The organism is Kitasatospora sp. NPDC023118 (assembly GCF_055560875.1).
Map to the genome: position 1 here is coordinate 106,992 of NZ_JBVHHW010000005.1, position 25,484 is coordinate 132,475.

Consider the following 25,484-nt stretch of genomic DNA (forward strand, 5'->3'; position numbering starts at 1 on the left):
GGACAGTATGCACTGCCCTGTCCCCCGATCGCCGGAATATGCCCGAAGCGCTTGCTGTGCTCCGCCCGCCCACCCATCCTGAGGCGTATTCGTGTCGCGGCCGGTGCGCGACCGACGAGTTGGCGCGGACGGGTCGGCGCCGGGCGGACGGGTCGGCGAGCGCCCGGGTGAGCCTCGGGTGGCACCGGGCGATGTGCGAGGGCCGCCGGCCGATCCGGCCCGATCGGGACGATGGCCGAACTGCGAGTGCGGGTGGTGGAGCGGTGCAGGTTCTTCAGGTACAGCTTGCGGTGCAGGCGGACCCCGCCGAGGTCGGCCGGGCCCGTCGGTGGGTGCGCTCGCGGCTGCTGAACCACGGCGTGGACCCGGACGAGCCGATCGCCGAGACGGTGGTGCTGGTGGTCTCGGAGCTGGTGACCAACGCCGTGGTGCACACCGGCTGTCCGGCCGTGCTGAGACTGTGTCTGCCGCTGGCCGACGGCGCGGCGCAGGCCGGTCCGGCCGGCCCGCTGCGGGTGGAGGTGGCCGACGCGAGTCAGGCCGCCCCGGCCCCGCGGCACGCCGGGGCGGACGAGAACGCCACCAACGGGCGGGGCCTGGAACTGGTCGAGCTGCTCTGCGAGCGCTGGGGCTGGTACCCGGACGGCTCGGGCAAGCGGGTCTGGTGCGAGATCGGCGCGGACGCCCGCCCGGCCGATCCGCTGGCGGGCGCGGACTGGGCGGCTTTGGCGCAATAGCGGCTTTCGGTGCGGGCCCTGGCCGGTGCCGATCACCGGCCGAAAGGTGACGCAACCATTCCGAATTTCGGACTACCCATTGACGTGACGTATCCGACTGATCACGCTTGGGTGCGGCTCTTCGTTGCGAGGGGACGCCGAGGGGATGTCCGCCCGCCGCCACGGTGCTGCTGTCCAGGGGGATCGCGTCAGCAGGGGGACCGTGGACCGCCGGTCGCGGGCCTTTCCTCGGCGAGTGCGGAGGCCGCGGCGCGGGTTCAGGGCCCGCGCGTCGCGATCGGATGGCGGCCTGCCACGCTGCGCTCGGGGTGCGCGCGGTCGGCCGCCGTCCGTGGCGCCCTCCGGGAGCGGTGAATTCAGGCCAGCCGCCAGTCTTCTCCCAGCCGCCACTCAGGAAGCGCGCCGCACCTCTGGTCCGGCCTCGGCCGGGGTGGTCCGGAAGGTGCGCCGGTAGGCGCTCGGGGCCACGTCCAGGCGGCCGCGCAGCTGCAGCCGCAGCGAGGCGGCGGTGCCGAATCCGGACTCCCGGGCGACCTGGTCGATCGTCAGGTCGGTGCGCTCCAGCAGCTGGCGGGCCCGCTCGGTGCGCTGGGTGGTGATCCACTGGCCCGGGCTGGCGCCGGTCTCCTCGCGGAAGCGCCGGGTGAAGGTCCGTACGCTCATGCCCGCCCGGTCGGCGAGTTGGCGCAGCGGCAGCGGCTCGTCCAGGTGCTCCAGCGCCCAGGCGCGGACGGCGGTGGTGCTGAAGCCGCCGGTCTCCACCGGGCTCGGGGCCTCCACGTACTGCTTCTGGCCGCCGTCGCGCCACGGCGGCACCAGGCAGGCCCGGGCCACCGCGTTGGCCACCGCGCTGCCGTGGTCGCGGCGCACCACGTGCAGGCACAGGTCCACCCCGGCGGCCACCCCGCCGGAGGTGAGGATGTCGCCGTCGTCGGTGTACAGCACGTCCGGGTCGAGCCTCACCTGCGGGTACATCCGGGCGAAGCGGTCGGTGTAGCTCCAGTGGGTGGTCGCCGGACGGCCGTCCAGCAGGCCGGCAGCGGCCAGCAGGAACGAGCCGGTGCAGATCGACATCAGCCGGGTGCCGGGCCGGATCCGGCGCAGCGCGGCGGCCAGCTCGGGGGTGAGGGCGGCGTCGACGCCGTCCGGGCCGGCGTCGCCGGAGGCAGGGATCACCACCGTGTCGGCCCGTTCCAGCAGTTCGGGGCCGTGGTCGACCGCGATCCGGAAGTCGGTGCTGGTGCCGACCGGCCCGCCGTCCACCGTGCAGGTGGCCACCTGGTAGCACGGCCGCCCCTCGCCGTCCCTGGCGATGCCGAAGATCCGGGCGGGGATGCCGAGTTCGAAGGCGATCACGCCCTCCAGGGCCAGTACCGCGACCAGGTGCGCCATGCCGATTCCTTCCGCCGGTCGATGGGTCCGGGCCAGGGTACGCCGGACCCGTGGCCCGATTCTTGCGAAAGCTGTCATTCAGGCCACTCGTCCGGGAACCGGAGGCTCGGGAGACTCTTCCGCGTGACCGAACGCAGCGCCCTCGCCCCCACTCCCGCCGCCGCATCCGATCCCGACCGGCCCACCCCCGCCCAACGCCCCCGGGTGCACTACGCCTGGGTGGTGGCCGGCGTCGCCCTGCTCGTCCTGCTCGGCTCGGCGGGCTTCCGCTCCACGCCCAGCCTGATGATGGACGCCCTGCACAACGAGTTCGGGTGGTCGCTCGGGACGATCTCCAGCGCCACCTCCGTCAACCTCACCCTCTACGGCCTCACCGCCCCCTTCGCCGCCGCCCTGATGGACCGTTTCGGCGTGCGCCTGGTGGTGGTCTGCGCCCTGCTGACCATCTCGGTCGGCGCCGGACTCACCATGCTGATGCGCCAGCCCTGGCAACTGGTGCTCTGCTGGGGCGTGCTGGTCGGCCTCGGCAGCGGCTCGATGGCCGGAGCCTTCGCCACCACCATCACCGGCCGCTGGTTCCAGGCCCGCCAGGGCCTGGTCACCGGGGTGCTCACCGCCGCCGGCGCCGCGGGCAACCTGGTCTTCCTGCCGGTCGGCGCCTGGCTGGTCGAGCGGCACGGCTGGCGCGCGGCCGTGGTCGTGGTCTCGCTCGCCGCCTGCGCCGTCGCCGTGCCCGTCCTGCTGCTGATGCGCGAGCGGCCCGCCGACATCGGCCTGCTCCCGTACGGTGCGACCGAGGCTCCGCCCGCCCCCGTCAACGACGGCCGCGCGCTGGCCCGTTCGCTGCGGGTGCTGCGCGACGCCGCCCGGACCCGGCCGTTCTGGCTGCTGGCCGGCTCCTTCGCGATCTGCGGCGCCACCACCGCAGGACTGGTCGGCACCCACTTCATCCCGGCCGCGCACGACCACGGCATGCCGGTCACCACCGCCGCGAGCCTGCTCGCCCTGATCGGCCTGTTCGACGTGGCCGGCACCGTGTTCAGCGGCTGGCTCACCGACCGGGTCGACTCCCGGCTGCTGCTCACCGTCTACTACGGGCTGCGCGGCCTGTCCCTGCTCCTGCTGCCGCAGCTGCTCGCCGGCTCGCTCCAGCCGCCGATCCTCGCCTTCGTGGTCTTCTACGGCCTGGACTGGGTGGCCACCGTGCCGCCGACCGTCGCGCTGTGCCGCCGGCACTTCGGCGAGGACGCCCCGATCGTCTTCGGCTGGGTGCTCGCCGCCCACCAGATCGGCGCGGCCGTCGTCGCCGGGCTGGCCGGCCTGGCCCGCGACGCGCTCGGGAACTACGACCTCACCTGGTACGGCGCCGGCGCGCTGTGCGCGATCGCGGTCGGGCTCTGCCTGGCGCTGCGCACCGGGCGGCCGACGGAGCGGGCGGTGCCCGCCCTGTCGTAAGGGCCCGTTCGCGGCGGCTTGTTCGCGGCGGAGTGTTCGCGGCGGTCTGTTCGTCGCGGCTCGTTCTCGGAAGCCCGTTCGTTGGTGTGTTCGAGTGGAGGTCTAGGCTCCGCATCATGGCGCTCACCTTCACCCTGGACCCGAAGCTCGACCCCGACCTGCGCACCGCGGTGGTGCGGCTGTGGACGGACGTGACCAACGCCGGCGGCGCGGTCGGCTTCGTGGCGCCGGTCACCGAGGACGAGGTCTGGGACACCGCCGAACGCCAGTTCGCCGGGGTCGCCCCGGAGGGCCCCGACCGGCTGCTGGTCGCGCACGAGAGCGCGACCGGGCGGCTGGTCGGGGTGCTGTTCTTCGAGTCGATGCGCTTCGAGCCGATGGAGCACTGGCGGATGCTCAAGCGGGTCATGGTGCACCCCGACTTCCAGGGCCTCGGCCACGGTGCCCGGCTGCTCGCCGAGGCCGAACGGGTCGCCCGGGAGTGGGGCCTGCAGTCGCTGCGGCTGACCGCGCGCGGCGGCCAGGGACTGGAGGGCTTCTACGGCCGCAGCGGCTACCGCGAGGTCGGCCGGGTGCCGGCCGCGATCCGGGTGGCCCCCGGCGACGACCGCGACGACATCACCATGTGGCTCGATCTGCGCTGACCCGGCCCCGGCCACGGCCCCGGGCAGGGCGCGACGGCCGGGGGCGGCGGACCCGCCCTCCTTGCCCGCCTTCGGGCAGGAGGGGCCCAGCCCGCGCCGGCCGTCAGGCATGCTTGACTGGAAGACCCGCCCCGGCCCGAACCCAGAAGGATGTGTCTCAGTGAGCAGCAACGGCCCGCAGAAGTCGCACGCCACGCTCCGCTACACCTCCATGCGGGTCAGCATCTTCCTGGGCTGCCTGCTGGTGGCCCTGCTGCTCGGGCACTTCCAGATCATCCCGGTCAGTGGGCAGGCCGGGACGGTCTTCCTGTTCCTGCTGGCCGCGGTGGCCTCCGCGCCGCTGAGCTACGTGCTGCTGAGCAAGCAGCGCGACGAGATGTCCTCCCAGATCACCACCAAGGTCGCCGGGATGCGCAGCCGTACCGCCGAGCGGATCGCCGTGCAGAACGCCGAGGAGGACGCCGCGGACGAGGCCGCCCGCGCGGCCGCCGCCGGTAAGAACTGACCCCGGCCCTGAGACCGCCGTCCGCCGTGCCCGCCGATCCCCGCGCCGCCGCTGACCGGCCCGCTGACGCCGATCGGCCCGTTGAGGTGGATCGGCCCGCTGACGCCGATCGGCCCGCTGGGAGTGGGAGTGGGAGCGGGACCTGGCCGGCCCCCGTGCGCCGGCCCACCGGGCGGGACGTGGCCCGGCTCGCCGGGGTCTCGCAGGCCACCGTCTCGCTGGTCTTCTCCGGTGCGGAGGCCGGCCGCCGAGTCTCCGAGGCCACCCGGGAGCGGGTTCGGGAGGCCGCCCGCAGCCTCGGTTACCGCCCGCAGGCGGCCGGTCGGCAGCTGCGGCTGGGCCGCAGCGGGATGATCATGCTGGCCGTGCCCAATCTGCAGGGCCCGTTCTTCGGCCGGGTGCTGGAGGGTGTTCACCACGAGGCCGGCCGGCACGGCCTGGCGGTCGTGGTCAGCTCCGGCTGGGGCAGCGCCACCCTCGCCGAGGCCGCCACCGCCGGCCGCTTCGACGGCCTGCTGATCTGCTCCCCGGACGACAGCCAGCTCGGCGAGCTGCCCGCCGACACCCCCGCCGTCTTCCTGGACGCCGACCCCGGCACCGACCGGGCGCGCCCGACCGTCGAGCTCGACGTGGCCGGCGGGATGCGCGCGGCCGTGGAGCACCTGGCCGCCCTCGGCCACCGCCGGATCGGCCACCTGCGCTCCACCCACGCCGCGTACACCTTCCGGGTCCGGCAGGCCGCCTTCGAGCGGACGGTGCACGAACTGGGGCTGGACGTCGTTGAGTTGGGCGTGAGCCTGAACGAGGGGTATGCCGCCGCGCGGAGCGTGGCCGGTGAGCTGCTGGATCGGGCGGACCGTCCGCGCGCGGTGATCTGCGACGACGACGTGGTCGCCTCCGGGGTCTACCAGGCCGCCGCCGAGCGGGGGTTGCGGGTGCCGGACGACCTGTCCGTGGTCGGCATGGACAACGTCGCGGTCTCCGGACTGCTCGCCCCGCCGCTGACCACCGTCGACCTGCCCGGCGAGGAACTGGGCCGGGTGGGCGCGGCCGCGCTGGCCGGACTGCTGCGCGGGGAGCGGGTGGAGCCGGTCGCGCCGCTGGACACCTCGCTGGTGCTGCGTTCCTCGACCGCCCCGGCGCCCGCCGCGTCCTGACGCGAGGTCGGGGCCCTCGGCTGCGGCGTGCCGTCCACCGTCATCGCCCGGCGCCGTCGGGGCCGCCGCAGCTGATCGCGGCGAGTGGGTGAGAAGACCGCGCCCGCCGGCCAGACCCCGGCGGGCGCAGTCGTTCGTGGGGTGGGTCAGCCCACCGGGACGGGCTGCGGGGGTGCGGCGACCGGGGTGGTGCGGAACCAGCCTCGGGCGCCGAAGAGCAGCAGGCCGCCGAGGGCGATGCCGCCGGCCGCGCAGAGGGCCACGGAGCGGAGGGAGTCCTCGGCGAGGTGGCCGGAGACGGCGTAGCCGAGTGAGTTGCCGGTGGCGAAGAGGGTCACCAGCCAGGCGAAGGCCTCGGTGACGGTGCCGGTCGGTGCCAGTTCGGCGACCAGGACGAAGGCGGCCGCGAGCAGCGGGGCGAGCACGATCCCGGAGAGGAAGGCCAGGGCGGCCATCGGGTACGGGCCGGGCAGTGTCACCAGCGGGAGGTAGGAGGCGGCCATCGCGAGGGCCATCATCCAGGTGCGGGTCGCGGTGGTCCGGCGCCAGTCGATCACGCCGTAGGCGAGCGCGCCGAGCAGGCCGCCGAGGGCGGCCAGTGCCAGCAGGGTGCCGCCGCCGCCCGGCAGTTCGCCGGTGTGCTGTTCGGCGTAGGCGATGAAGAGCACGTTCTGCGCGCCGACCGCCCAGCCGGCGCCGGCCAGGCCGATCAGCAGCAGCACCAGGCCGGGGGAGCGGAGCGGTCCGAGCAGTCCGGCGGACTGTTCGCGGGCGGGGGCGCGCCAGGCGCGGGCCGGTGCGGCGGTGGCGACGATCAGTGCGCCGGCCAGTCCGAGTCCGGCGGCGACCCAGAGTGCGGCGACCGGGCTGAACAGGCCGGCGATGCCGGCGACGGCCAGCGGTCCGGCCACGTAGAGGATCTGCTGGGAGGCGGAGTCGAAGGCGTACGCGGTGTCGAGCTGTTCCTCCTCGACCACGTCCGGCCAGAGCGAGCGCAGGCAGGGCTCCAGCGGGGGCATGGCGAGGCCGGCTATGGCGGCGCCGAGGGGCGCGGCGACCGGGGAGCCGGGGTCGAGGGCGAGCAGCGCGTACCCGCCGCCGGCCACCACGGCGGAGGCGAGCAGGACGCGGGGCTGTCCGGTGCGGTCCACGATCCGCCCGAGCACCGGTCCGCCGACGGCGGCGGAGATCGCGTAGGCGGCGGTGGCCAGTCCGATCCGGCTGTACGGGACTCCGGCGTCGCGCAGGGCGAGGGCGATCACCAGGGCGGTCATTCCGGCGGGCATGCGGCCGAGCAGGGTGCCGAGCAGGAGTCGGGTGACGTGCGGGGCTCGAAGCAGGGCGAGGTAGCCCATCGGTGTTCTTCTCCGGTCAGGTCAGGGCAGGGCAGGGGAGGGCGGGGGCGCTGTCAAAGTTATACGTATAACTGCTGGCCGGTCAATCCGGGCGGAGGGTGCGCCTGATGGGACGTCAGCCTCGTTCGTGTCCGGATCTCGCCCTCGCGAGGCGTCGGGGTCTGGCTCGATCTCAAACAACTACTTTGAACATCTCAAACCTTTACTGCTAACGTGTCGGCCGTGACCACCTCAGACGCACTGCGGATGCACGGCCCGGGCCCGCTGCCCGGCGCCGCCCGCCCGTGCGCTCTGACCGGTGCTGTGGACAGCCCGCGCCGTTGTCGCGCCATGAGCTGTATTCCGGCGGCACGCCCCTGAACGGGGTCTGTGACGAACAGGGTCCGTGACCCTCTCACGTCCGGCCCCGTGCCGTGCCGCCTCCTCCGCCCCACACCCCACCGTCAGCAACGCCCTCCCCCGGAGTCGCACCCCCATGTCCACAGCGCCCGAGGCGACCTCGTCGCCGTCCGTGCTCGCCCGCATCCGCAAGACGCCGTTCTGGGTGCAGATCGTCGCCGGCCTCGTGCTCGGCGTCGGCCTCGGCTACCTGGCCCGTGCCGCCGACATCTCCTGGCTGGCCACCACCCTGGAGACGATCGGCAAGATCTTCGTCCAGCTGCTCAAGCTGGCCGTCCCGCCGCTGGTGTTCACCGCGATCGTGGTGAGCGTCGCCAACCTGCGGGGCGTCACCAACGCGGCCCGGCTGGCCACCCGCACGCTGCTCTGGTTCATGATCACCTCGCTGATCGCGGTCGCCATCGGTCTGGGCCTGGGCCTGCTGACCAACCCCGGCCAGGGCACCAACCTGAAGACCGAGGGCCTCAAGGCGCTCGACTCCAAGGGCACCTGGATCGACTTCCTGACCGGGATCTTCCCGACCAACATCGTCGACGCCTTCGCCAAGGTGAACGTGCTGCAGATCGTCTTCATGGCGGTCGTGGTCGGCGCCGCGATCATCAAGCTCGGCGCCAAGGCGGAGCCGGTCCTCAAGCTCAGCGAGTCCGTCCTGGAGCTGACCCAGACCGCCCTGTGGTGGGTCATCCGGCTCTCGCCGCTCGGCACCCTCGGCCTGATCGGCAAGTCCGTCGCCAAGTACGGCTGGGACCTGCTCAAGCCCTTCGCCACGCTGACCCTGGACATCTACGTCGGCTGCGCGCTGGTGCTGTTCGTCGTCTACTCGCTGCTGCTGCGCTTCGCCGCCGGCCTCAACCCGCTCCACTTCTTCAAGGGCGCCTGGCCCGCGATCCAGCTGGCCTTCGTCTCGCGCTCCTCGGTCGGCACCCTGCCGGTCACCCGCCGCGTCACCGAGCGCCTCGGCGTCCCCAGCGAGTACGCCTCCTTCGCCGTCCCGTTCGGCGCCACCACCAAGATGGACGGCTGCGCCGCGGTCTACCCGGCGGTCGCCGCGATCTTCGTCGCCCAGGTCTACAACATCGAGCTCGGCATCAAGGACTACGTCCTGATCGCGTTCGTGTCGGTGGTCGGCTCGGCCGCGACCGCGGGCCTCACCGGTGCGATCGTCATGCTGACGCTGACCCTGTCCACCCTGGGCCTGCCGCTGGAGGGCGTCGGCCTGCTGCTCGCCATCGACCCGATCCTGGACATGATGCGCACCGCGACGAACGTCGCCGGTCAAGTTGTAACGCCGATCATCGTCGCTGCTCGCGAGGGCATCATCGACCGCGAGGCCTACGACACCCCGCAGGGTGACCTGCTGGACGAGCCGGTCACCGTCCCGGCACAGGCCTCCGCGAAGGCTGCCTCCGCGGCCTGATGAACGCAGCGAAAGGGCCCTCTCCCCGGTGTGGGAGAGGGCCCTTCTGCATTCCGGCGGAGGTACGGTTCAGGACCCGAGCCAGCCTGCTTTGGCGGCCAGTGCTCCGGCTTGGAAGCGGCTGCGGGCGTTGAGGCGTTCCATGAGGTCGGTGGCGATGCGGCGGGCGGTGCGGGGGGATACGCCGAGGCGTTTGGCGATGGCGTCGTCGGTGTGGCCGTCGGCGAGCAGGGAGAGGGTGGTCTGTTCCTGGGCGGTGAGCCCGTGTTCGTCGAGCTGGGCGGCTGCGCCGAGCGGGTGGGCACCGGCCCAGATGGTCTCGAACAGGGCGCACAGTGCGGTGAGCGTGCCGTGGCCGGTGAGGACGACGGCGCCGGCGGCGGTGTCGTCGCTGTGGACGGGGATGATGGCGGTGGTGCGGTCGACCACGATCATCCGGGTCGGCAGCGCGGGCACGGTGCGGACCTGCCCGCCGTGTTCGGAGAGCCAGTTGACGTAGTCGACGGTGTGTGGGCTGTTGCGGACGCTGTCCAGGTAGACGGTGCGCATGCGGATGCCGCGTCCCAGCAGGTCGAGGTCCAGCGGTTTGGCGGACTCGATGTTCTCGGGCTTCTGCCCGCCGTCGGGCGCGAAGGTCATGACCTCCTCGCGCACCTCCCGGGTGAGGGTGGTGAGCCGGTCCCGGATCCGGTCGAGGCCCACGAGTTGCTCGACGCCGGGGTGGTCGGCGGCCGGCCGTAGGTCGGCGTAGTCGGCTATGAGCTGGGCGGCGGCCGCCCGTGAGGCCTCGATGCGCAGCTGCTGTGCGATGAGCTCGGCCTGCTGGCGGGCCATCAGGATCTCCATCCCGATCTCGGGGGAGACGGCCCGCAGTTCGGCCTCGCGCTCTGCGGACGGGCGCAGCAGGGCCAGCGCGCTGAGGGTGTCCAGGGCCTGCCTGACCTGTTGGTCGGTCAGTGCGAGCCGAGCCCCGAGGGCGGCGACGCCCTCCTGCGGATGGGCGAGCATCGCCCGGTAGACCGCTTCCGAGGCGTTGTCCAGACCCAATGCCGTGAGCAATTCCCACCCCCCGTGGTGAACCCGTGTTCGATCCGCACGTGATCATTTCACAGGCCACTCGGAGCGAGCCAGACTGCCCCCGGGACGGTTCCGGCCAGGGCCGGTTTTGTCCATGCCCATCCTCTACACACCGATTGCCTGCGTCGGCACGCTCGATCCATGTACCTCGTTCATGCCGCGCTTCGCCCCTTTTCTCCTGGGCTGCAACTGCCGCTCGGCGCCCGTGATCTCGTGCTGGCCGCCGTGCGGCCTGATGACCGGATCGAGCACGTGGTCGTCCACTCTGACGCGACTCCCGGCCCCGTGCTGGGCGTCTACCTCCTCGCCGACTCCCTCGCCGAGGCCGAGGCCCGTACCGCCGCGTTCTGCGGCCGGGTACTGGCGGCGGTCCCTCAACTCGCGGGCTGGCGCACGGAGCGTGCCGCCGCACCTCTCGTCGCGCCGTTCTACGAGCGGCTACTGTCCGCTTCCGGCGTCCCTGGCCGGAACGGTCCAGGGACGCTTCCGTCCACCTGAGAACCCTTCCACCGGCCCTGACCAGCGGCGAAGCTAGTGATCGCCGGAAGGGAACACCGCCTGAACGGCAAGCCGGAGGAAGCGTCAACCGCGGGACGCGATCGCCGGACTCCCCATGCTCCGTCGTATCCGAAGAGGACACCGTCATGTTCCGCACTGTCATCGCCAAGGCCACCGCGGTCGCCGCACTCGCCCTCGCCGCCCTGGTCCCCGCCGTCGCCGCCCAGGCCGCCCCCGCCCAGTCGGCCACCCTCGCCCAGGCCGACAACATGATCTGGGGCTGACCTCCCGCCCCGCCCACGGCATCCTGCCGACCGGCTGCTCCTGCAGGGCAGCCGTACGGCCCGCCGGGCCGGCGCCGTGAGGGTGCTGAACGCAGTACCCGCCCTCGCTCTCTTCTTCGGTGGCACCCGCCGCCGCACTCGCGTCGCAGCGACGCGCAGCGCCATCTCAGAGTTGTAATGTCCATGACCATATAGGGGTTCACCGCCATGTCCCGTCGTGCCGTCTCGCGCAGTCTCGCCGTCGCCCTCGCCGCCGTCTCCGCCTCCGCCGTGCTCTCCGTCCTCCCGGCCCACGCCGACACGGTGGTAGCCGGCTGGCGGACCCCCACCACCACCGGCTCGATCGGCAACGGTGCCGCCCCCGGCGGACCGGTGACCCGCGCCCAGGCCGTGGCCCGGGCCGCGGACTGGGTGAACAAGGCCGTCCCGTACAGCAGCAACGGCCTCAACAGCCCGTACAGCTGGTGGGCCGACAACGAGACCGGCGGCCGCTACCGCCAGGACTGCTCCGGCCTCGTGTCGATGGCCTGGGAGCTCACCGACAGCCTGAACACCGGCTCGCTGCCTAACGTCTCCACCCGCATCAACATCGACGACCTCCAGCCCGGCGACGCCCTGAACAACATCAGCACCCACACCGTGCTGTTCACCGGCTGGGCGGACAGCTCCCACTACACCGCCAACATCATCGAGGAGTACAGCCGCTCCGGCCCGACCCGCGCCCGGACCATGGATCGCGCCGAGATGGCCAACCGCGGCTTCAAGGCCTTCCGCTACGACCAGATCGTCGACAACGCGCCGGCCCCGGCGCCGACCAGCAGCACCAAGGGCCAGTTCTTCCACGGCATCCGCAACGTCGACGGCACCTGGAGCGGCCTCGGCGCCCTCGGCGGCGTCGGCACCGCGACGCAGTTCAACGGCAGCGAGGAGGCCATCGCCGCCGCGCCGGACGGCTCCTCGCAGGTCGTCGGCATTGGCCAGGACGGCAACGTCTACCACGCCGTCCGCTACAGCAACGGCAGTTGGCAGCCGTGGGGGGCCCTGACCGACACCTCCGGCAACAAGATGGCCGCCAGCCAGGTCTCGATCTCGGTCGGTCCGGACAACAGCGCCCAGGTGCTCGCCGTCGGCGCCGACACCGTGCTGTACCACGCGATCCGCCACTCGGACGGCACCTGGACCCCCTTCCAGGCGCTCACCGTTGCCGACGGCTCCCCGATGAAGGCAGGCCGGGTGTCGATCGCGGTGGGCCCGGACGGCTCGGCCCAGGTCCTCGCGATCGGCGGCGACGGCGCCGTCTACCACACCGTCCGTGCCGCCAACGGCAGCTGGAGCGGCTTCCAGCCGCTCACCACCAACGGGGGCGGCGCGATGCAGGCGCTCGACGTCTCCATCGCGGCCAACCGCGACGGCTCCGCCCAGATCCTGGTGGTCGGCGGAGACGGCAAGGTCTACCACGAGATCCGCCGCGCCGACGGCTCCTGGACCGGCTTCACCGGGATCGACGGCGTCGGCACGCCCGACATGTCGGCCAGCCACGCCGCGATCACCATCACCCCCGACGGCTCCGCTCAGATCCTGGCCATCGGCAACGACGGCAACGTGTACCACCGCGCCCGCTACGCGGACGGCACCTGGACCCCGTTCAACGCGATCGCCGGCGCGTACGGCGCCAGCACCTTCAACGCCCTGCGCGTGGGAATCGCCGGCATGCCGGACGGCTCCGCCCAGATCCTGGTCACCGGCGGCCGCTGACCCGCACCGACCGGCCCCGCACACCGAGAGCCCCCGCCCACTGGGCGGGGGCTCTCCCCCCTCAAGGCCACCGCCGGCTGCCCTCTTCCGGCATCCCTGGCCGGAACGGTCCAGGGCCGCTTCCGTCCACCTGAGAACCCTTCCACCCCGCCTGACCAGCGGCGAAGCTAATGATCACCGGCAGGAAACACCGCCTGGACGGAAAACCAGAGGAAGCGTCAACCGCGGGACGCGACCCCCGGACTCCCATCACTTCGTCGTATCCGAAGAGGACATCGAAATGTTCCGCACCACCATCGCCCAGGCCACCGCGGTCGCCACCCTCGCCCTCGCCGCCCCGGCCGACAACATGATCTGGGGCTGACCCGCCGCCCCACCCGGTCCGCGGTACCCAACCCGGCTGCTCCTGCAGGGCAGCCGTCCCGGTCCGCACTGCCCCCAACCGTCCGGCTGGTCAAGCCGAGCTGCTGCCGCCCATGCAGCGCTTCTCTCATCCACCGATTCCCAGGAGCCCCATCATGCCTGCACGCGCTCTGAAGACCTCCGTTCTCCGCCGGACAGCCTCCGCCGCAGTGCTGATAGCACTTTCCGCACCACTACTCGCCCCGACAGAGGCCTCGGCCGCCTCGGTCGCCACCTGGGACAAGGTCGCGGCGTGCGAGAGCAGCGGCAACTGGAACATCAACACCAACAACGGCTACTACGGTGGCCTCCAGATCAGCCTCTACAACTGGCGCTACTACGGTGGTCTCAACTACGCGCCCCGCCCGGACCTGGCCGCCAAGCAGGAGCAGATCCTCATCGCGGAGAAGATCCTCGCCGACCAGGGCGCCGGCGCCTGGACGTGCGCGCCGGGCACCGGCCTCGCCACCGACCACACCAACCCGTACCCCGCCCCTACCCCGGCGCCCGCCCCGGCCCAGCCCAACCACGTGTACGACAACATCCGCTTCGCCAACGGCACCTGGCAGGGCGCCGCCCTCGCCGACGGCGGCGCCGACGTGTCCCAGGTCGCCACGGCGTCGCTGCCCAACGGCGACACCCACGTCGTCACCCTCGTCAACGGTTCGGTGTACGACAACGTCCGCTTCGCCAACGGCACCTGGCAGGGCGCGGCCCTCGCCGACGGCGGCGGCAAGGTCGACCAGATCGCGGCGGTCGGCATGCCCAACGGCGACATGCACCTGGTGACCCGCACCGGCGGCCTCGTCTTCGACAACATTCGCTTCGCCAACGGCACCTGGCAGGGCGCGGCCCTCGCCGACGGCGGCGGCTCGGTCGGCGCCATCGCGGTCGCCGCGCTGCCCAACGGCGACATGCACCTGGAGACCCTGAACGGCGGCGTCGTGTACGACAACGTCCGCTTCGCCAACGGCACCTGGCAGGGCGCGCAGATCGCGGACGGCGGCGGGCACGTCACCTCGATGGCGGCGGTCGGCATGCCCAACGGCGACATGCACCTGGAGACCCTGAACGGCGGCGTCGTGTACGACAACGTCCGCTTCGCCAACGGCACCTGGCAGGGCGCCCAGATCTCCGACGGCGGCGGTCGCGCCGGCGCCATCTCCGTTGCGGCCCTGCCCAACGGCGACATGCACCTGGTGACCCTCAACGGTGGCGTGGTCTACGACAACGTCCGCTACGCGAACGGCTCCTGGCAGGGCGCCCAGGTCGCCGACGGCGGCGGCTCGGTCAACGCCGTCTCCGCAGTCGGCATGCCCAACGGCGACATGCACCTGGAGACCCTCGCCAAGTAACCGGTGCCCGCAGGCCACCAACCCTATCGAGTCGACCTTCGCCACCTTCTGATTCCGGACAAAGGTCGCCAGGGGTACCGGTTCCCGCGCCGCCGGGCTCGCCCGGCTCCGTTGTCGCGGTCGGCTCGGCCTCGCGACCTTCGTTCTCGCGGACCTTTCCGCGAGGCCGACGTGGGACTCTCTGACCAGTACCAATGCGCCACCAGTTGCCAACGTCGCCGGTCAGGCGCTGGTGCCGGTGCTGGTCGCGGCGCGGGAGATGATCCTGGACACCGACGCGTACAACAACCCGTCCGGTGACCTGTACGGGGAGGACGCGCCGTCGGCCGTCGCCCCGGCGCAGGCCGGCGCGAAGGCTCCGGTCGCGGCCTGACCGCAGTCGTACGAAAGGGCCTGCCCCCGCACCGGAAGGTGTGGGGGCAGGCCCTTCGCCGTGCTCTCCCGGCAGGGGACGGCGCGGGGAAAAGGCAGGGGGCCCGCCGCGATGGGCAGGCCCCCTTGGGTGTTGCTCTTGTGCTCATGGTGACGGCTGTCGGGAGCCGTCGGCGGACCCGTAGGGGTCCCGAGCGATCAGAACATCAGAGGATGCTCAGACAGCGGTGACGTTCTCCGCCTGCGGACCCTTCGGGCCCTGGGTGACGTCGAAGGTGACCGTCTGGTTCTCCTCCAGCGAACGGAAGCCGTTCGCGTTGATGGCGGAGTAGTGGACGAAGACGTCGGGGCCGCCGCCATCCTGGGCGATGAAACCGAAGCCCTTCTCAGCGTTGAACCACTTGACGGTTCCCTGAGCCATGCCGTTCTCCTTGCGATGCGTGTCGGGGGCCACACCGTGTGGCACCCGGTCCGCTGCGCTGATCGCCCTGCCTCCGGACGAGTCCGAAGTTTTTCGATATTGCTGAAAAACTACAAAAAGCCTGCGGTTACATGCTCCGCAGGCTTCAAGTACTGCAAGGGGAATCAAACTGCAACTGAGGGCAACGCTAGCATGCGGTCGCTGTGACGACCAGGGGTCGCTTGCTGTGCGGACGGGGCGTGTCGTGAGGGCTGCGAGCGGGCGTGCGAAGGCCTGTTGAGGGCGCGCGTGCGCGTGTCGGGTGGCCGGTGCGAGCCGTCGTGAACAGCGGGCATACGCTGCGGGGAAGCGCACGAACAGCAAGGGAGCGGCGCAGTGGCAGCGGACGCGCAAACGCGGGAGCCCCAGGAGAACACGCCGGTCAGGCCGCGGGTCGGCCATATTCAGTTCCTGAACTGCGTTCCCCTCTACTGGGGTCTCGCCAGGACCGGCAATCTGCTCGATCTCGACCTCACCAAGGACACCCCGGAGAAGCTGAGCGACCAGCTCGTCGGGGGTTCCCTGGACATCGGGCCGATCACCTGCGTGGAGTACCTTCGCAACGCCGCTGACCTGCTGGTCCTGCCCGACATCGCGGTCGGCAGCGACGGCCCGGTGATGTCCTGCCTGATCGTGAGCAAGGTGCCGCTCGCCGACCTCGACGGCCGCCGGGTCGCCCTCGGCTCCACCAGCCGCACCTCCGTCCGGCTGGCCCGGCTGCTCCTGGAGGAGCGCGAGGGCGTCCGTCCGGACTACTTCAGCTGTCCGCCCGACCTCAGCGCGATGCTGGCCGAGGCCGACGCCGCCGTCCTGATCGGCGACCCGGCGCTGCGCGCCTACCTCGGGCAGGCCGCCGACCTCGGGCTGACCGTCCACGACCTGGGCGCCTTGTGGAAGGCGTGGACCGGCCTGCCGTTCGTCTTCGCGGTCTGGGCGGTGCGCCGGGAGTTCGCCGAGCGCTGCCCCGAGCTGACCGCGGCCGTCCACCGGGCCTTCCTGGAGTCCCGCGACCTGTCGCTGGTGGAGGCCGCCAAGGTCGCCGAGCAGGCCGCCCGCTGGGAGGCCTTCGGGCCGGACGTGCTGGAGCGGTACTTCAGCGAGGCGCTGGACTTTTCGCTCGGCGAGCGGCAGCTGGCCGGGGTCGCCGAGTTCGCCCGGCGGGTCGCGCACGACAGCGGCTTCACGCCGGACGTGGCGGTGCAACTGCTGGAGCCGGTGGCTCTGCCGGTCGGGGAGTAGCTCCCCGGGCCCCGGGAGGCGGGCCGCACCCCCGGGGGTCGGCCCGGCCCGGTACGGTCTGCTCCCGAGGCGCGTCCGGCGGGTGGCCCCGCGGGAGGCGCCCCGGAAGCGGCGTACGCGGCCGGGCACCCGCCCGGGGCCGTGCGTGCGAGTGCGAGGGGAGCGTGCGGGCATGCGGGCACTGGGGTCGGACGACCCGCGCCAGGTGGGCGCCTACCGGCTGCTGCGGCGGCTCGGTTCGGGCGGGATGGGCCGGGTCTACCTCGGCCGGACGGCCGGCGGGCGGACCGTGGCCGTCAAGGTGGTGCGCTCGGAGCTGGCGGACGACGCCGAGTTCCGCGCCCGGTTCCGGCAGGAGGTGGCCGCCGCCCGGCGGGTCGGCGGCAGCTGGACGGCGCCCGTGCTGGACGCCGACACCGAGGGCGAGCAGCCCTGGGTCGCCACCGGCTACGTGGCGGGCCCCGCGCTCACCGTCGCCGTCCAGGAGTACGGGCCGCTGCCCGAGCCGGCCGTCCGCGCGCTCGGGGTCGGGCTCGCCGAGGCGCTCGTCCATGTGCACGGGCTCGGCCTGGTGCACCGCGACGTCAAGCCGTCCAACGTACTGCTGACCCTGGACGGGCCACGGCTGATCGACTTCGGGATCGCCCGGGCGCTGGACGCGACCAGCGGGTTCACCCGATCCGGTTATGTGGTCGGCTCGCCGGGCTTCATGGCGCCGGAGCAGGCGAACGGGCGGCCGGTCGGACCGGCCGGGGACGTCTTCTCGCTGGGCGCCGTCCTGGCCTTCGCCGCCACCGGCGTGCACCCCTTCGGCGAGGGGGTCAGCGCGGCCGTCCTGCTCTACCGGGTGCTGCACGAGGAGCCGGACGTCGCCGGGCTGGCCGAGCCGCTGCGGGCGATCGTCCTCGACTGCCTGGCCAAGGACCCGGCCGCCCGGCCCACCCCGCAGCAGCTGGCGGCCCGACTGGACCCGGACGGCGTGGGCACCGCCCGGCTCTGGGGCTTCCTGCCGCCGGCGCTGGCGGCGGGGGTGGGGCGCAGCGCGGTGCGGCTGCTGGACCTGGAGGACGAGCAGGAGGAGCCGGCGGAAGCGGCCGCGGCCGTGGCCGCATCGGAGGCGGCCGAGGACGAGGGCGGGGCCGAGGTGGTGCGGACTCCGACCTTGCCCCCGTGCGTCTACCCGCCCGGGGGTTTCGGGCCGTCCATGACGCCCGCCGAGCCGTGGTGGCGGCGGAGGGCCGGACTCACGACGGCGGCGGTGCTGACGGCCGCAGTGCTCGCGGGCGTGGGGTACGGGCTGTACGAGGGGCTGCACCGCGACGAGCCGGTGGTGCCGGCCGTGGGCCCGCTGCCGGTTCCGTCCGTCGATCCGAGCGACGCGATCGCCTCGCCGGGGGCCTTCGTGCCGGGCGGGACGGACACCCCGTCGGCGTCCCCGTCAGTGGCGCCGTCCGCCTCCGCGTCCTCCCCGGCGCCCGCGACGGGCGGGCCGAACGCGGTGCCGGCCGCCTTCCTGGGCACCTGGAGCGGGGACATGGTCACCGACAAGGGCCTGCCCGGCGGCACCACCACACTCACCGTCCGCCCGGCCGCGATCGGCCAGGAGAGCACCAGCAGCCGCAACGCCCTCTCCGGGCTGATCTCGATCAGCTGCGAGGGCGCCTGGACGCTCAGGTCGGTCTCCGATACCAAGCTGGTGTTCCAGTCCCGGCTGGTGCACGCCTCGATCCCCGGCGCCTGCACCGGCGGCGCCAACGCGGAGACGCTCACCCTGCAAGCCGACGGGACGATCAGGTTCAGTTCCGCCGACCCGGCGGCCGGGAACCCGGTCGGGACGATGCGCAAGGTGAACGGGGCGGCGGGCTGAGAGTGCCCGAAACGCCTGGCGTAGGCTGGTTCGGCCGTACCCGAGTAGCACTTGAGAGAGAGAAGGCCGCCAGGTGACCGAGCTCGCAGCGACCACCCTCGATGCGTCCAGCACCGACCTGCAGGCCGTGCTCGACCGGGCCGCCGCCGGCGGCCGGATCACTCCGGAGGAGGCGCTGGAGCTGTACCGCTCGGCGCCGCTGCACGCGCTCGGCTCCGCCGCCGACGCGGTGCGCCGCCGCCGCTACGCCGGTACCGAGCACATCGCGACGTACATCATCGAGCGCAACATCAACTACACCAACGTCTGCGTGACGGCGTGCAAGTTCTGCGCCTTCTACGTGCCGCCGAAGAGCGACAAGGGCTGGTCCCGCGAACTCGACGAGATCCTGCGCCGCTGCGCCGAGACGGTCGAGCTGGGCGGCACCCAGATCATGTTCCAGGGCGGCCACCACCCGGACTACGGCGTGGAGTACTACGAGCGCGCGTTCTCGGCGATCAAGGCGGAGTTCCCGCAGCTGGTGATCCACTCGCTGGGCGCCTCCGAGGTCGAGCACATGTCCCGGATCTCGGGCGTCTCCGTCGAGGAGGCGATCACCCGGATCCACAAGGCCGGCCTGGACTCCTTCGCGGGCGCCGGCGCCGAGCTGCTGCCGGAGCGGCCGCGCAAGGCGATCGCCCCGCTGAAGGAGTCGGGCGAGCGCTGGCTGGAGATCATGGAGATCGCCCACGGCCTCGGCGTGGAGTCCACCTCCACCATGCTGATGGGCACCGGCGAGACCAACGCCGAGCGGATCGAGCACCTGCGGATGATCCGCGAGGTGCAGGACCGCACCGGCGGGTTCCGGGCGTTCATCCCGTACACCTACCAGCCGCAGAACAACCACCTGAAGGGCTCGACCCAGGCCACCGTCTTCGAGTACCTGCGGATGATCGCGATCGCCCGCCTGTTCCTCGACAACGTCGCCCACATCCAGGGCTCCTGGCTGACCACCGGCAAGGAGGCGGGCCAGCTGTCGCTGCACTACGGCGCGGACGACCTCGGCTCGGTCATGCTGGAGGAGAACGTCGTCTCGGCGGCCGGTGCCAAGCACCGCTCCAACCTCACCGAGCTGATCCACCTGATCCGGGCCGCCGACCGCGTCCCGGCGCAGCGCTCGACCACGTACGAGCACCTGCGGGTGCTGGACGACCCGGCGAACGACCCGGTCGACCCGCGGGTCGCCTCGCACATCGCCTCCACGGCGATCGAGGGCGGCACCGCGCACCCCGAGCTGAAGATCCTGGACAACTGAGCCCGCACCGGTGCTGACCCTCCACCGGGCGGCCCTCGTGCTGCCCGACCCGGCCGATCCCACCGCCCCGTCCTTCGCCGACGGGGCGGTGGTGGTGCGCGGCGAGCGGGTCGAGGCCGTCGGGCCGTACCCGGAGCTGGCGGCCAAGCACCCGGCGGCGCGGGTGCGGGACTGGGGCCCGGCGGTGCTCACGCCCGGGCTGCGCAACCCGTACGGACAGCGGGCGCTGGAGCGGGACTACCACCCGGATCCGCGGGAGGGGATCGGCTCCGAGCCGCTCACGGACGAACTGGTGGGCTGCGCCGACGAGACCCGCTTCGGGGCGAGTGCCCGGCGGGGGCTGCAGCGGATGCTCGGCTTCGGGGTGACGGCGGTGGCCGGGCCCTTCGAGCGGGCCTCGGTGCGGACGGCGGTGGCGCGTTCGGGGCTCGTGGTGCTGCCGGGGCTGGTGGCGCTGCGGGGGCCGGTGGAGTCCGGGGCGGGGTCGGCGGAGTCCGGGGCGGGGTCGGTGGAGTCCGGGGCGGGGCCGCTGGACCCGCTGGCGGTGCTGCCGTTGGCGCGGGCCGTGCACGGGCGGCTGGCGGCCGGTGGCCGGGCCGACTTCGCGGTGTTCGCGGTCGACGACGAGGGGAACTCCGGGCCGCTGCCGGGTGGCGCCCTGGCGACCGTGCTGGGCGGGCGGTTGGTGTACCGGCGGCGCTGAGGCCGCTGAGGCCGCTGTGGCCGCGGGCCGGTGTGACGTACTCGTCAGCAGGCGGATTGCCTTGCCGCGCACGGGACTTCCTTCGTGTGCGGCCGAACTCTGGTGTCCACCCTGGGGGGTGATTCCCCCTTCGCCGTGACCTGAGGGCCCGCCAGCGGATACGATCCCGGACAGCTCACTCCGTACCCTCACCACACCACCGCCCGTGCCCGCGGGCGGCGGGGCCGTGTCCCAGGCCCCGGAGGCAAGCCAGGACAGGAACCATGCGAACCGCGACCGTTCCCCCGCCGCGCACCCCGCGGTTGGGCCGTGGTTGGTACCTCGCCGCCGTGCTCAGCGCAGTGCTGGCCGTCGGCATGTGCCTGCTCGGTTGGCGCCAGGCCGAGCAGGCCGACCGGATCGGGGCCCACCCGGTGAGAGTCGAGGGCGTCGTCACCCAGCTGCCGACCGGCGGCGGCACGTACAGCGCCGTCAGCTACAAGGTGAGTGGCCAGCCGCACACCGCGGCCGCGCTGCCGCTGGCCGACGGCACCAGGCTGGGCGACGCGGTCTGCCTGGAGCACGCGGCCGACGACCCGGGCGCGGTGCGGATCTGCGGCGACACCTACCCGCAGCCGGTCGGCGTGGGGCTGGCCCGGTTCAGCGTGCCGGTGGCCGTGGTGCTCTTCATGATCTGCGTGCTGCGCATCCGGCGGCACCGGCGGGCCGTCGCGGTCCGCGCCGGGCAGGGCCGGCTCGCCGCCAACTTCGCGCTGGCCACCGAGGCGCTGGCCGATGGGATGCCCGCGATCACCCACGGCAAGCGCTCCCGCCGCCGACGGCGCGCGGGCGGTCGGCGCGGGTCGCACTGACGCCGGCGGACGGCGCCCGGTGTGCCCCGTTGACCGGCGTGTCCGTTCCAGGGTGAACAATGGGTTCGTGACCCGAGCCTCTCTGGACAAGCAGCCGCACGAAGTCGCCGCCATGTTCGACGACGTCGCGGCCAAGTACGACCTCACCAACGACGTGCTCTCCCTCGGCCAGGCCCGCGCCTGGCGCCGGGCGGTGGCCGAGGCGGTGGCCGCCGGACCGGGGGACCTCGTGCTCGACCTCGGGGCCGGCACCGGCACCTCCTCGCTGCCCTTCGTCGAGGCCGGGGCCAAGGTCGTCCCGTGCGACTTCTCGGTCGGCATGCTCGCCGAGGGCAAGCGCCGCCACCCCGAGCTGGCGCTCACCGCAGGCGACGCCACCCGGCTGCCGTTCGCGGACGACACCTTCGACGCGGTGACGATCTCCTTCGCGCTGCGCAACGTCCACGACACCGAGGCGGCGCTGCGCGAGATGCAGCGCGTCACCAAGCCCGGCGGCAAGGTGGTGATCTGTGAGTTCTCCACGCCGACCTGGACGCCGTTCCGCACCGTCTACACCGAGTACCTGATGCGCGCGCTGCCGCCGGTCGCGACCGCTGTCAGCAGCAACCCGGACGCGTACGTCTACCTCGCCGAGTCCATCCGGGTCTGGCCCGACCAGCCCGCGCTGGCCGCCAAGCTGCAGCAGAGCGGCTGGTCGAAGGTCGCCTGGCGCAACCTCACCGGCGGGATCGTGGCGCTGCACCGGGGCTACAAGGTCGTCTAGCGGGTGCGGCAGGGCGCGGGACGGATGCGGCGGGGTGCTAGCGGGCGCGGCATGGCGCTAGCGGGTGTGGCAGGGCGCGGGGGTCTCCGGCGGTGTGAGCGGAACTAGACTGCCGAAGACAAAAGCCGCCGTCCCCCCCGCCGCAGCACCAGGAGTGTGTCCACGTGTCCGAGACCGCAGCCGATCTGACGAAGCCGGACAGCACGGTCGAGAGCACCGCCGACGTCATCGTGGTCGGCGCGGGCCCGGCCGGTTCCACCACCGCGTACTACCTGGCCCAGGCCGGGCTGGACGTGCTGCTGCTGGAGAAGACCGCCTTCCCGCGTGAGAAGGTCTGCGGCGACGGCCTGACCCCGCGTGCCACCAAGCAGCTGGTGGACATGGGGATTGATGTCTCCACCGAGAACGGCTGGCTGCACAACAAGGGTCTGCGGATCGTCGGCGGCGGCGTCCGGCTGGAGCTGGACTGGCCCGAGCTGTCCTCGTTCCCGGACTACGGCCTGGTCCGCAAGCGCGCCGACTTCGACGAGCTGCTGGCCCGTCAGGCCGAGAAGGCCGGCGCCCGGCTCTACGAGCGCTGCAACGTCAGCGGGCCGGTCCTGGACGACCGCACCGGGCGGATCGTCGGCGTCACCGCCAAGCTCGGCGAGGAGAAGCGGCCGGTCACCTTCCGCGCCCCGCTGGTGGTCGCCGCCGACGGAAACTCCACGCGGCTCTCGTTGGCCATGGGCCTGCACCGGCGTGAGGACCGCCCGATGGGCGTCGCCTACCGCACCTACTTCAACTCGCCCCGCCACGACGACGACTACCTGGAGTCCTGGCTGGAGCTGTGGGACACCCGCGGCGGCCAGCGCAAGCTGCTGCCCGGCTACGGCTGGGTGTTCGGCATGGGCGACGGCACCTCCAACGTCGGCCTCGGCATCCTCAACTCCTCCTCCGCGTTCGGCGAGCTGGACTGGCGCGAGGTGCTCAAGGCCTGGTGCGCGAGCATGCCGGAGGAGTGGGGCTACACCCCCGAGAACATGACCGACCCGATCCGCGGCGCCGCCCTGCCGATGGCCTTCAACCGGCAGCCGCACTACACCCGCGGCCTGCTGCTGGTCGGCGACGCGGGCGGCATGGTCAACCCGTTCAACGGCGAGGGCATCGCCTATGCGATGGAATCCGGCCAGATCGCTGCCGGGGTCATCACCCAGGCCCTGGCCCGGGTCACCGTCGGCGGCCGCGAGCGCGCCCTGCAGGCCTACCCGCGCATCCTCAAGGACGTGTACGGCGGCTACTACACGCTGGGCCGCGCCTTCGTGAAGCTCATCGGCAACCCCAAGGTGATGCAGCTGGCCGCCCAGCACGGCCTGCCTCGGCCGCAGCTGATGCGTTTCACCCTCAAGCTGCTCGCCAACCTCACCGACCCGCAGGGCGGCGACGCGATGGACCGCGTGATCAACGGCCTTACCCGGGTCGCGCCCAACGCCTAACGCGCGTCCGGCCCGGCGGTCTCGGCTGCCTTCGCCGCCCCTGCGGTCTCCGCCGTCTCGGCTGCCTTCGCCGGCTCCGCGGTCTCCGCCGCCTCCGGGACGGAGCGGGAGGCGGCGGAGCGCTGTTCGACGTAGGCGAGGCGCTCGGCGAACACCCGGGCCGCGTCCGGGGTGAGCGTCCGTAGGGCGACCAGGGCGCTGAAGACGACGTCGCAGAGCTCGTGCTGGACGTCCTCCCAGCTGTGGGTGACGCCCTTGCGCGGGTTCTGCCCGGTGGCGCCGATCACCGCCGCGCCGACCTCGCCGACCTCCTCGGAGAGCTTGAGCAGTCGCAGCAGGCGTTCCTCCTGCGGCGACTGCGTGCTCTGCTCGTCCAGCCACGCGACCAGGTGGTCGACGCTCTCCCAGATCCGGCTGTCCATGCGGTGCTGCTCCCCTTGCTCCCCTGCGGTGCGGTCGGTACCGCAACCGTACGGGAGCCGCGCGGTGCCGGTGTCAGCGCTTGCTGATGTTCACGTGGCGGATGTTCACCGGGACGCTCGGGAAGCCGTCGCCCGGGCTGTTCTGGTCGTCCTCGCCGGCGGCGGCGATCTTCTGCAGGACGTCCAGGCCCGAGGTGATCCGGCCGAAGGGCGTGTAGGCGGGGGAGAGCTTGGTGTCCTTCCAGACGAAGAAGAACTGGCTGCCGTTGGTGTTCGGACCGGCGTTGGCCATGGCCACGGTGCCGGCCGGGTAGGTGGCGCCGGTCAGGTTCTCGTCCGGGAACGAGTAGCCCGGACCGCCGCTGCCCGTGCCGGTCGGGTCGCCGCACTGCAGGACGTAGATCCGCTGGGTGGTGAGCCGGTGGCAGTGGGTGCGGTCGAAGTAGTCGTGCTCGGCGAGGAAGCGGAACGAGAAGGTGGTGCAGGGAGCCTTGTCGGTCAGTGCCTCGAAGGTGATCGGGCCCTGGTTGGTCCGCAGGGTCGCGCGGTAGGGCTTCGCAGCCTTCTCGGCGTCGAACACCGGGATGCCCTTGAAGTTGTCGGCCGGGACGGCCGGTGTGTAGGTGCAGCCGGCGGCGGCGGGGGCAGTGCCGGTCGCCGGGGCGTCCGCGATGGCGGTGCCGGTGCTCGCGACGAGCGGGAAGACGGTCACGGCGGTGACCAGCGCCCAGTGCTTTCGCTTCACGTGACGGGCCTTCCGAGGGGTGGTGGACGGCTGGATTGTCATGGAGGAATCATCCACGGCCGGGTGGGGATGCGGTAGGGGATGGGACGGCCGTGGCTCCTCGGGCTGTGATGCCGTGATGATTTGTCAGTTCTGTTCCGGGATGGTCGGGTTGGATGTGAACAGCCCGGCACGGGCGGCCAGGGCGGCGGCGTCGGCGGCCCGCTCGGCGGTGTCGGCGTCCAGCGGCTCGCCGGAGACGAACAGTCGGTAGTAGAGCGGCGCAGTGGCGGCCCGGACCACCTCGACGCCGTCCGTTCCGGCGGGCAACTCGCCCCGGGCGGCCGCCCGTTCGGCGACTTCGGCGGCCTGGCGGTGGCGGGCCGCGAAGAAGGCGCGCAGGGCGACCGCGCCGGTGTCGGAGCGTTGGGCGGCGGAGATCAGCGAGGTGGGCGTGGGGCCGAGCTCCGGGTCGGTGAAGACGCTGAACACCTCCTGGGTGATCCGGCGGAGGTCCTCTCGAAGGTCTCCGGTGTCGGGCAGGGGCCAGGGCTGGTCGGCGGAGGCCGTCAGGGCGTCGGCGACCAGGCCGTCGACCCCACCCCAGCGCCGGTAGAGGGTGGCCTTGTGGACGCCGGAGCGGGTGGCGACCGCCTCGACGGTGAGGTTGTCGTACCCCTTCTCGGTGACCTCGGCGAGGGTGGCGGCGACCACCTCCGCCCGGACCCGGGCGCTGCGGCCGCCCGGGCGTGGGGTGGGGGTGTGGGGCTCCGGCGTGGGGTGGGTGGCTCCGGTCAAAGTCGACTCCAGTCGCGTTAAGGCTTGCCGTGGGGTGGTGTTCGTGCCATGCTCATCGTAATGCGACTCAAGTCGCATTACGAG

At 72.7% G+C, this 25,484-nt stretch carries 24 protein-coding genes and 1 pseudogene; 18 read left to right on the forward strand and 7 right to left on the reverse strand.

All coding sequences use genetic code 11. The annotated features are described in order from the left end of the window. Window positions 1–263 precede the first annotated feature (263 nt). Window positions 264–737 carry an ATP-binding protein gene (locus tag ACZ3UD_RS08560; protein ID WP_465583938.1) on the forward strand — a complete coding sequence of 158 codons (474 nt, stop codon included), beginning with the start codon at window positions 264–266 and terminating at the stop codon, window positions 735–737. Window positions 738–1,127: 390 nt separating this feature from the next. Here the strand turns inward: ACZ3UD_RS08560 and ACZ3UD_RS08565 are convergent, their stop codons facing one another. Continuing rightward, window positions 1,128–2,129, reverse strand: coding sequence for a GlxA family transcriptional regulator (locus ACZ3UD_RS08565; RefSeq protein WP_465583941.1), 1,002 nt, complete (start codon window positions 2,127–2,129; stop codon window positions 1,128–1,130). 123 nt (window positions 2,130–2,252) lie between these two features. On the opposite strand from ACZ3UD_RS08565, the gene ACZ3UD_RS08570 reads away from it, so the two are divergent. The 4 genes from ACZ3UD_RS08570 (at window position 2,253) to ACZ3UD_RS08585 (ending at window position 5,890) form a co-directional block, all read left to right on the forward strand. Further along, on the forward strand, window positions 2,253–3,584 hold the full coding sequence (locus ACZ3UD_RS08570) for an MFS transporter (protein ID WP_387614861.1): 1,332 nt from the start codon (window positions 2,253–2,255) through the stop codon (window positions 3,582–3,584). Window positions 3,585–3,700: 116 nt separating this feature from the next. Beyond that, window positions 3,701–4,228 carry a GNAT family N-acetyltransferase gene (locus ACZ3UD_RS08575; RefSeq protein WP_465583944.1) on the forward strand — a complete coding sequence of 176 codons (528 nt, stop codon included), beginning with the start codon at window positions 3,701–3,703 and terminating at the stop codon, window positions 4,226–4,228. A gap of 160 nt (window positions 4,229–4,388) precedes the next feature. Continuing rightward, window positions 4,389–4,733, forward strand: a complete 345-nt coding sequence (locus ACZ3UD_RS08580; protein WP_465583947.1) for a DUF4229 domain-containing protein — start codon at window positions 4,389–4,391, stop codon at window positions 4,731–4,733. A 155-nt stretch (window positions 4,734–4,888) separates the two neighbouring features. Continuing rightward, window positions 4,889–5,890, forward strand: coding sequence for a LacI family DNA-binding transcriptional regulator (locus ACZ3UD_RS08585; RefSeq protein ID WP_465583950.1), 1,002 nt, complete (start codon window positions 4,889–4,891; stop codon window positions 5,888–5,890). 146 nt (window positions 5,891–6,036) lie between these two features. Here the strand turns inward: ACZ3UD_RS08585 and ACZ3UD_RS08590 are convergent, their stop codons facing one another. After that, the gene (locus tag ACZ3UD_RS08590) at window positions 6,037–7,245 is read right to left on the reverse strand and encodes an MFS transporter (RefSeq protein WP_387614873.1); all 1,209 of its coding nucleotides are present in this window, start codon (window positions 7,243–7,245) and stop codon (window positions 6,037–6,039) included. Between the two features lie 475 nt (window positions 7,246–7,720). Between ACZ3UD_RS08590 and ACZ3UD_RS08595 the strand changes: the two genes are divergently transcribed. Then, the gene (locus ACZ3UD_RS08595; RefSeq protein WP_465583956.1) at window positions 7,721–9,061 is read left to right on the forward strand and encodes a dicarboxylate/amino acid:cation symporter; all 1,341 of its coding nucleotides are present in this window, start codon (window positions 7,721–7,723) and stop codon (window positions 9,059–9,061) included. Between the two features lie 69 nt (window positions 9,062–9,130). Here the strand turns inward: ACZ3UD_RS08595 and ACZ3UD_RS08600 are convergent, their stop codons facing one another. Next, the gene (locus ACZ3UD_RS08600; protein WP_218200667.1) at window positions 9,131–10,120 is read right to left on the reverse strand and encodes a helix-turn-helix domain-containing protein; all 990 of its coding nucleotides are present in this window, start codon (window positions 10,118–10,120) and stop codon (window positions 9,131–9,133) included. 159 nt (window positions 10,121–10,279) lie between these two features. Between ACZ3UD_RS08600 and ACZ3UD_RS08605 the strand changes: the two genes are divergently transcribed. The 5 genes and pseudogenes from ACZ3UD_RS08605 to ACZ3UD_RS08625 all read left to right on the forward strand — a co-directional run. Beyond that, window positions 10,280–10,636 carry a hypothetical protein gene (locus ACZ3UD_RS08605; RefSeq protein ID WP_465583960.1) on the forward strand — a complete coding sequence of 119 codons (357 nt, stop codon included), beginning with the start codon at window positions 10,280–10,282 and terminating at the stop codon, window positions 10,634–10,636. 146 nt (window positions 10,637–10,782) lie between these two features. Then, entirely contained in the window at window positions 10,783–10,920 is a 138-nt protein-coding gene (locus ACZ3UD_RS08610; RefSeq protein ID WP_465583962.1) for a hypothetical protein, read from the forward strand. A gap of 207 nt (window positions 10,921–11,127) precedes the next feature. Then, window positions 11,128–12,675: a DUF8189 domain-containing protein gene (locus ACZ3UD_RS08615; protein WP_465583965.1), complete on the forward strand. Its 1,548-nt coding sequence runs from the start codon at window positions 11,128–11,130 to the stop codon at window positions 12,673–12,675. Between the two features lie 518 nt (window positions 12,676–13,193). Next, entirely contained in the window at window positions 13,194–14,432 is a 1,239-nt protein-coding gene (locus tag ACZ3UD_RS08620; RefSeq protein ID WP_465583968.1) for a transglycosylase family protein, read from the forward strand. A gap of 211 nt (window positions 14,433–14,643) precedes the next feature. Then, window positions 14,644–14,805 (forward strand): annotated as a pseudogene (locus ACZ3UD_RS08625) (dicarboxylate/amino acid:cation symporter); the annotation flags it as partial. A gap of 216 nt (window positions 14,806–15,021) precedes the next feature. On the opposite strand, the gene ACZ3UD_RS08630 reads toward ACZ3UD_RS08625, so the two are convergent. After that, a complete protein-coding gene (locus ACZ3UD_RS08630) occupies window positions 15,022–15,225 on the reverse strand; it encodes a cold-shock protein (RefSeq protein WP_188301247.1) in 204 nt (67 codons plus the stop codon). Window positions 15,226–15,600: 375 nt separating this feature from the next. Between ACZ3UD_RS08630 and ACZ3UD_RS08635 the strand changes: the two genes are divergently transcribed. The 7 genes from ACZ3UD_RS08635 (at window position 15,601) to ACZ3UD_RS08665 (ending at window position 23,456) form a co-directional block, all read left to right on the forward strand. Beyond that, window positions 15,601–16,503: a menaquinone biosynthetic enzyme MqnA/MqnD family protein gene (locus ACZ3UD_RS08635; protein ID WP_465583972.1), complete on the forward strand. Its 903-nt coding sequence runs from the start codon at window positions 15,601–15,603 to the stop codon at window positions 16,501–16,503. Window positions 16,504–16,675: 172 nt separating this feature from the next. Beyond that, window positions 16,676–18,370: a serine/threonine-protein kinase gene (locus tag ACZ3UD_RS08640; protein ID WP_465583975.1), complete on the forward strand. Its 1,695-nt coding sequence runs from the start codon at window positions 16,676–16,678 to the stop codon at window positions 18,368–18,370. 73 nt (window positions 18,371–18,443) lie between these two features. Beyond that, entirely contained in the window at window positions 18,444–19,664 is a 1,221-nt protein-coding gene (mqnC, locus tag ACZ3UD_RS08645) for a cyclic dehypoxanthinyl futalosine synthase (RefSeq protein ID WP_380611238.1), read from the forward strand. Between the two features lie 10 nt (window positions 19,665–19,674). After that, window positions 19,675–20,367 carry an amidohydrolase family protein gene (locus ACZ3UD_RS08650; protein ID WP_465583978.1) on the forward strand — a complete coding sequence of 231 codons (693 nt, stop codon included), beginning with the start codon at window positions 19,675–19,677 and terminating at the stop codon, window positions 20,365–20,367. A 263-nt stretch (window positions 20,368–20,630) separates the two neighbouring features. Then, complete coding sequence (locus ACZ3UD_RS08655; protein WP_465583981.1) at window positions 20,631–21,218, forward strand: hypothetical protein; 588 nt, start codon at window positions 20,631–20,633, stop codon at window positions 21,216–21,218. Window positions 21,219–21,285: 67 nt separating this feature from the next. Next, window positions 21,286–21,981: a demethylmenaquinone methyltransferase gene (locus tag ACZ3UD_RS08660; protein ID WP_465583984.1), complete on the forward strand. Its 696-nt coding sequence runs from the start codon at window positions 21,286–21,288 to the stop codon at window positions 21,979–21,981. A gap of 185 nt (window positions 21,982–22,166) precedes the next feature. Next, on the forward strand, window positions 22,167–23,456 hold the full coding sequence (locus ACZ3UD_RS08665) for a geranylgeranyl reductase family protein (RefSeq protein WP_465584340.1): 1,290 nt from the start codon (window positions 22,167–22,169) through the stop codon (window positions 23,454–23,456). Here the strand turns inward: ACZ3UD_RS08665 and ACZ3UD_RS08670 are convergent. The 3 genes from ACZ3UD_RS08670 to ACZ3UD_RS08680 form a co-directional block, all read right to left on the reverse strand. After that, window positions 23,453–23,878 (reverse strand): MazG-like family protein, encoded by a 426-nt coding sequence (locus ACZ3UD_RS08670; RefSeq protein ID WP_465583987.1) that lies wholly within the window; start codon window positions 23,876–23,878, stop codon window positions 23,453–23,455. The genes ACZ3UD_RS08665 and ACZ3UD_RS08670 overlap by 4 nt on opposite strands. 73 nt (window positions 23,879–23,951) lie before the next feature. Then, on the reverse strand, window positions 23,952–24,665 hold the full coding sequence (locus ACZ3UD_RS08675; protein WP_465583989.1) for a peptidylprolyl isomerase: 714 nt from the start codon (window positions 24,663–24,665) through the stop codon (window positions 23,952–23,954). An 84-nt stretch (window positions 24,666–24,749) separates the two neighbouring features. Further along, entirely contained in the window at window positions 24,750–25,400 is a 651-nt protein-coding gene (locus ACZ3UD_RS08680) for a TetR/AcrR family transcriptional regulator (RefSeq protein ID WP_465583991.1), read from the reverse strand. Window positions 25,401–25,484 lie beyond the last annotated feature (84 nt).

Coding starts and splice junctions, on each gene's coding strand:
- ACZ3UD_RS08565 (WP_465583941.1), bottom strand. CDS start 2,129: ATGGCGCACCTGGTCGCGGTACTGGCCCTGGAGGGCGTGATCGCCTTC.
- ACZ3UD_RS08575 (WP_465583944.1), top strand. CDS start 3,701: ATGGCGCTCACCTTCACCCTGGACCCGAAGCTCGACCCCGACCTGCGC.
- ACZ3UD_RS08590 (WP_387614873.1), bottom strand. CDS start 7,245: ATGGGCTACCTCGCCCTGCTTCGAGCCCCGCACGTCACCCGACTCCTG.
- ACZ3UD_RS08595 (WP_465583956.1), top strand. CDS start 7,721: ATGTCCACAGCGCCCGAGGCGACCTCGTCGCCGTCCGTGCTCGCCCGC.
- ACZ3UD_RS08605 (WP_465583960.1), top strand. CDS start 10,280: ATGTACCTCGTTCATGCCGCGCTTCGCCCCTTTTCTCCTGGGCTGCAA.
- ACZ3UD_RS08610 (WP_465583962.1), top strand. CDS start 10,783: ATGTTCCGCACTGTCATCGCCAAGGCCACCGCGGTCGCCGCACTCGCC.
- ACZ3UD_RS08615 (WP_465583965.1), top strand. CDS start 11,128: ATGTCCCGTCGTGCCGTCTCGCGCAGTCTCGCCGTCGCCCTCGCCGCC.
- ACZ3UD_RS08620 (WP_465583968.1), top strand. CDS start 13,194: ATGCCTGCACGCGCTCTGAAGACCTCCGTTCTCCGCCGGACAGCCTCC.
- ACZ3UD_RS08630 (WP_188301247.1), bottom strand. CDS start 15,225: ATGGCTCAGGGAACCGTCAAGTGGTTCAACGCTGAGAAGGGCTTCGGT.
- ACZ3UD_RS08640 (WP_465583975.1), top strand. CDS start 16,676: ATGCGGGCACTGGGGTCGGACGACCCGCGCCAGGTGGGCGCCTACCGG.
- ACZ3UD_RS08655 (WP_465583981.1), top strand. CDS start 20,631: ATGCGAACCGCGACCGTTCCCCCGCCGCGCACCCCGCGGTTGGGCCGT.
- ACZ3UD_RS08670 (WP_465583987.1), bottom strand. CDS start 23,878: ATGGACAGCCGGATCTGGGAGAGCGTCGACCACCTGGTCGCGTGGCTG.
- ACZ3UD_RS08675 (WP_465583989.1), bottom strand. CDS start 24,665: ATGACAATCCAGCCGTCCACCACCCCTCGGAAGGCCCGTCACGTGAAG.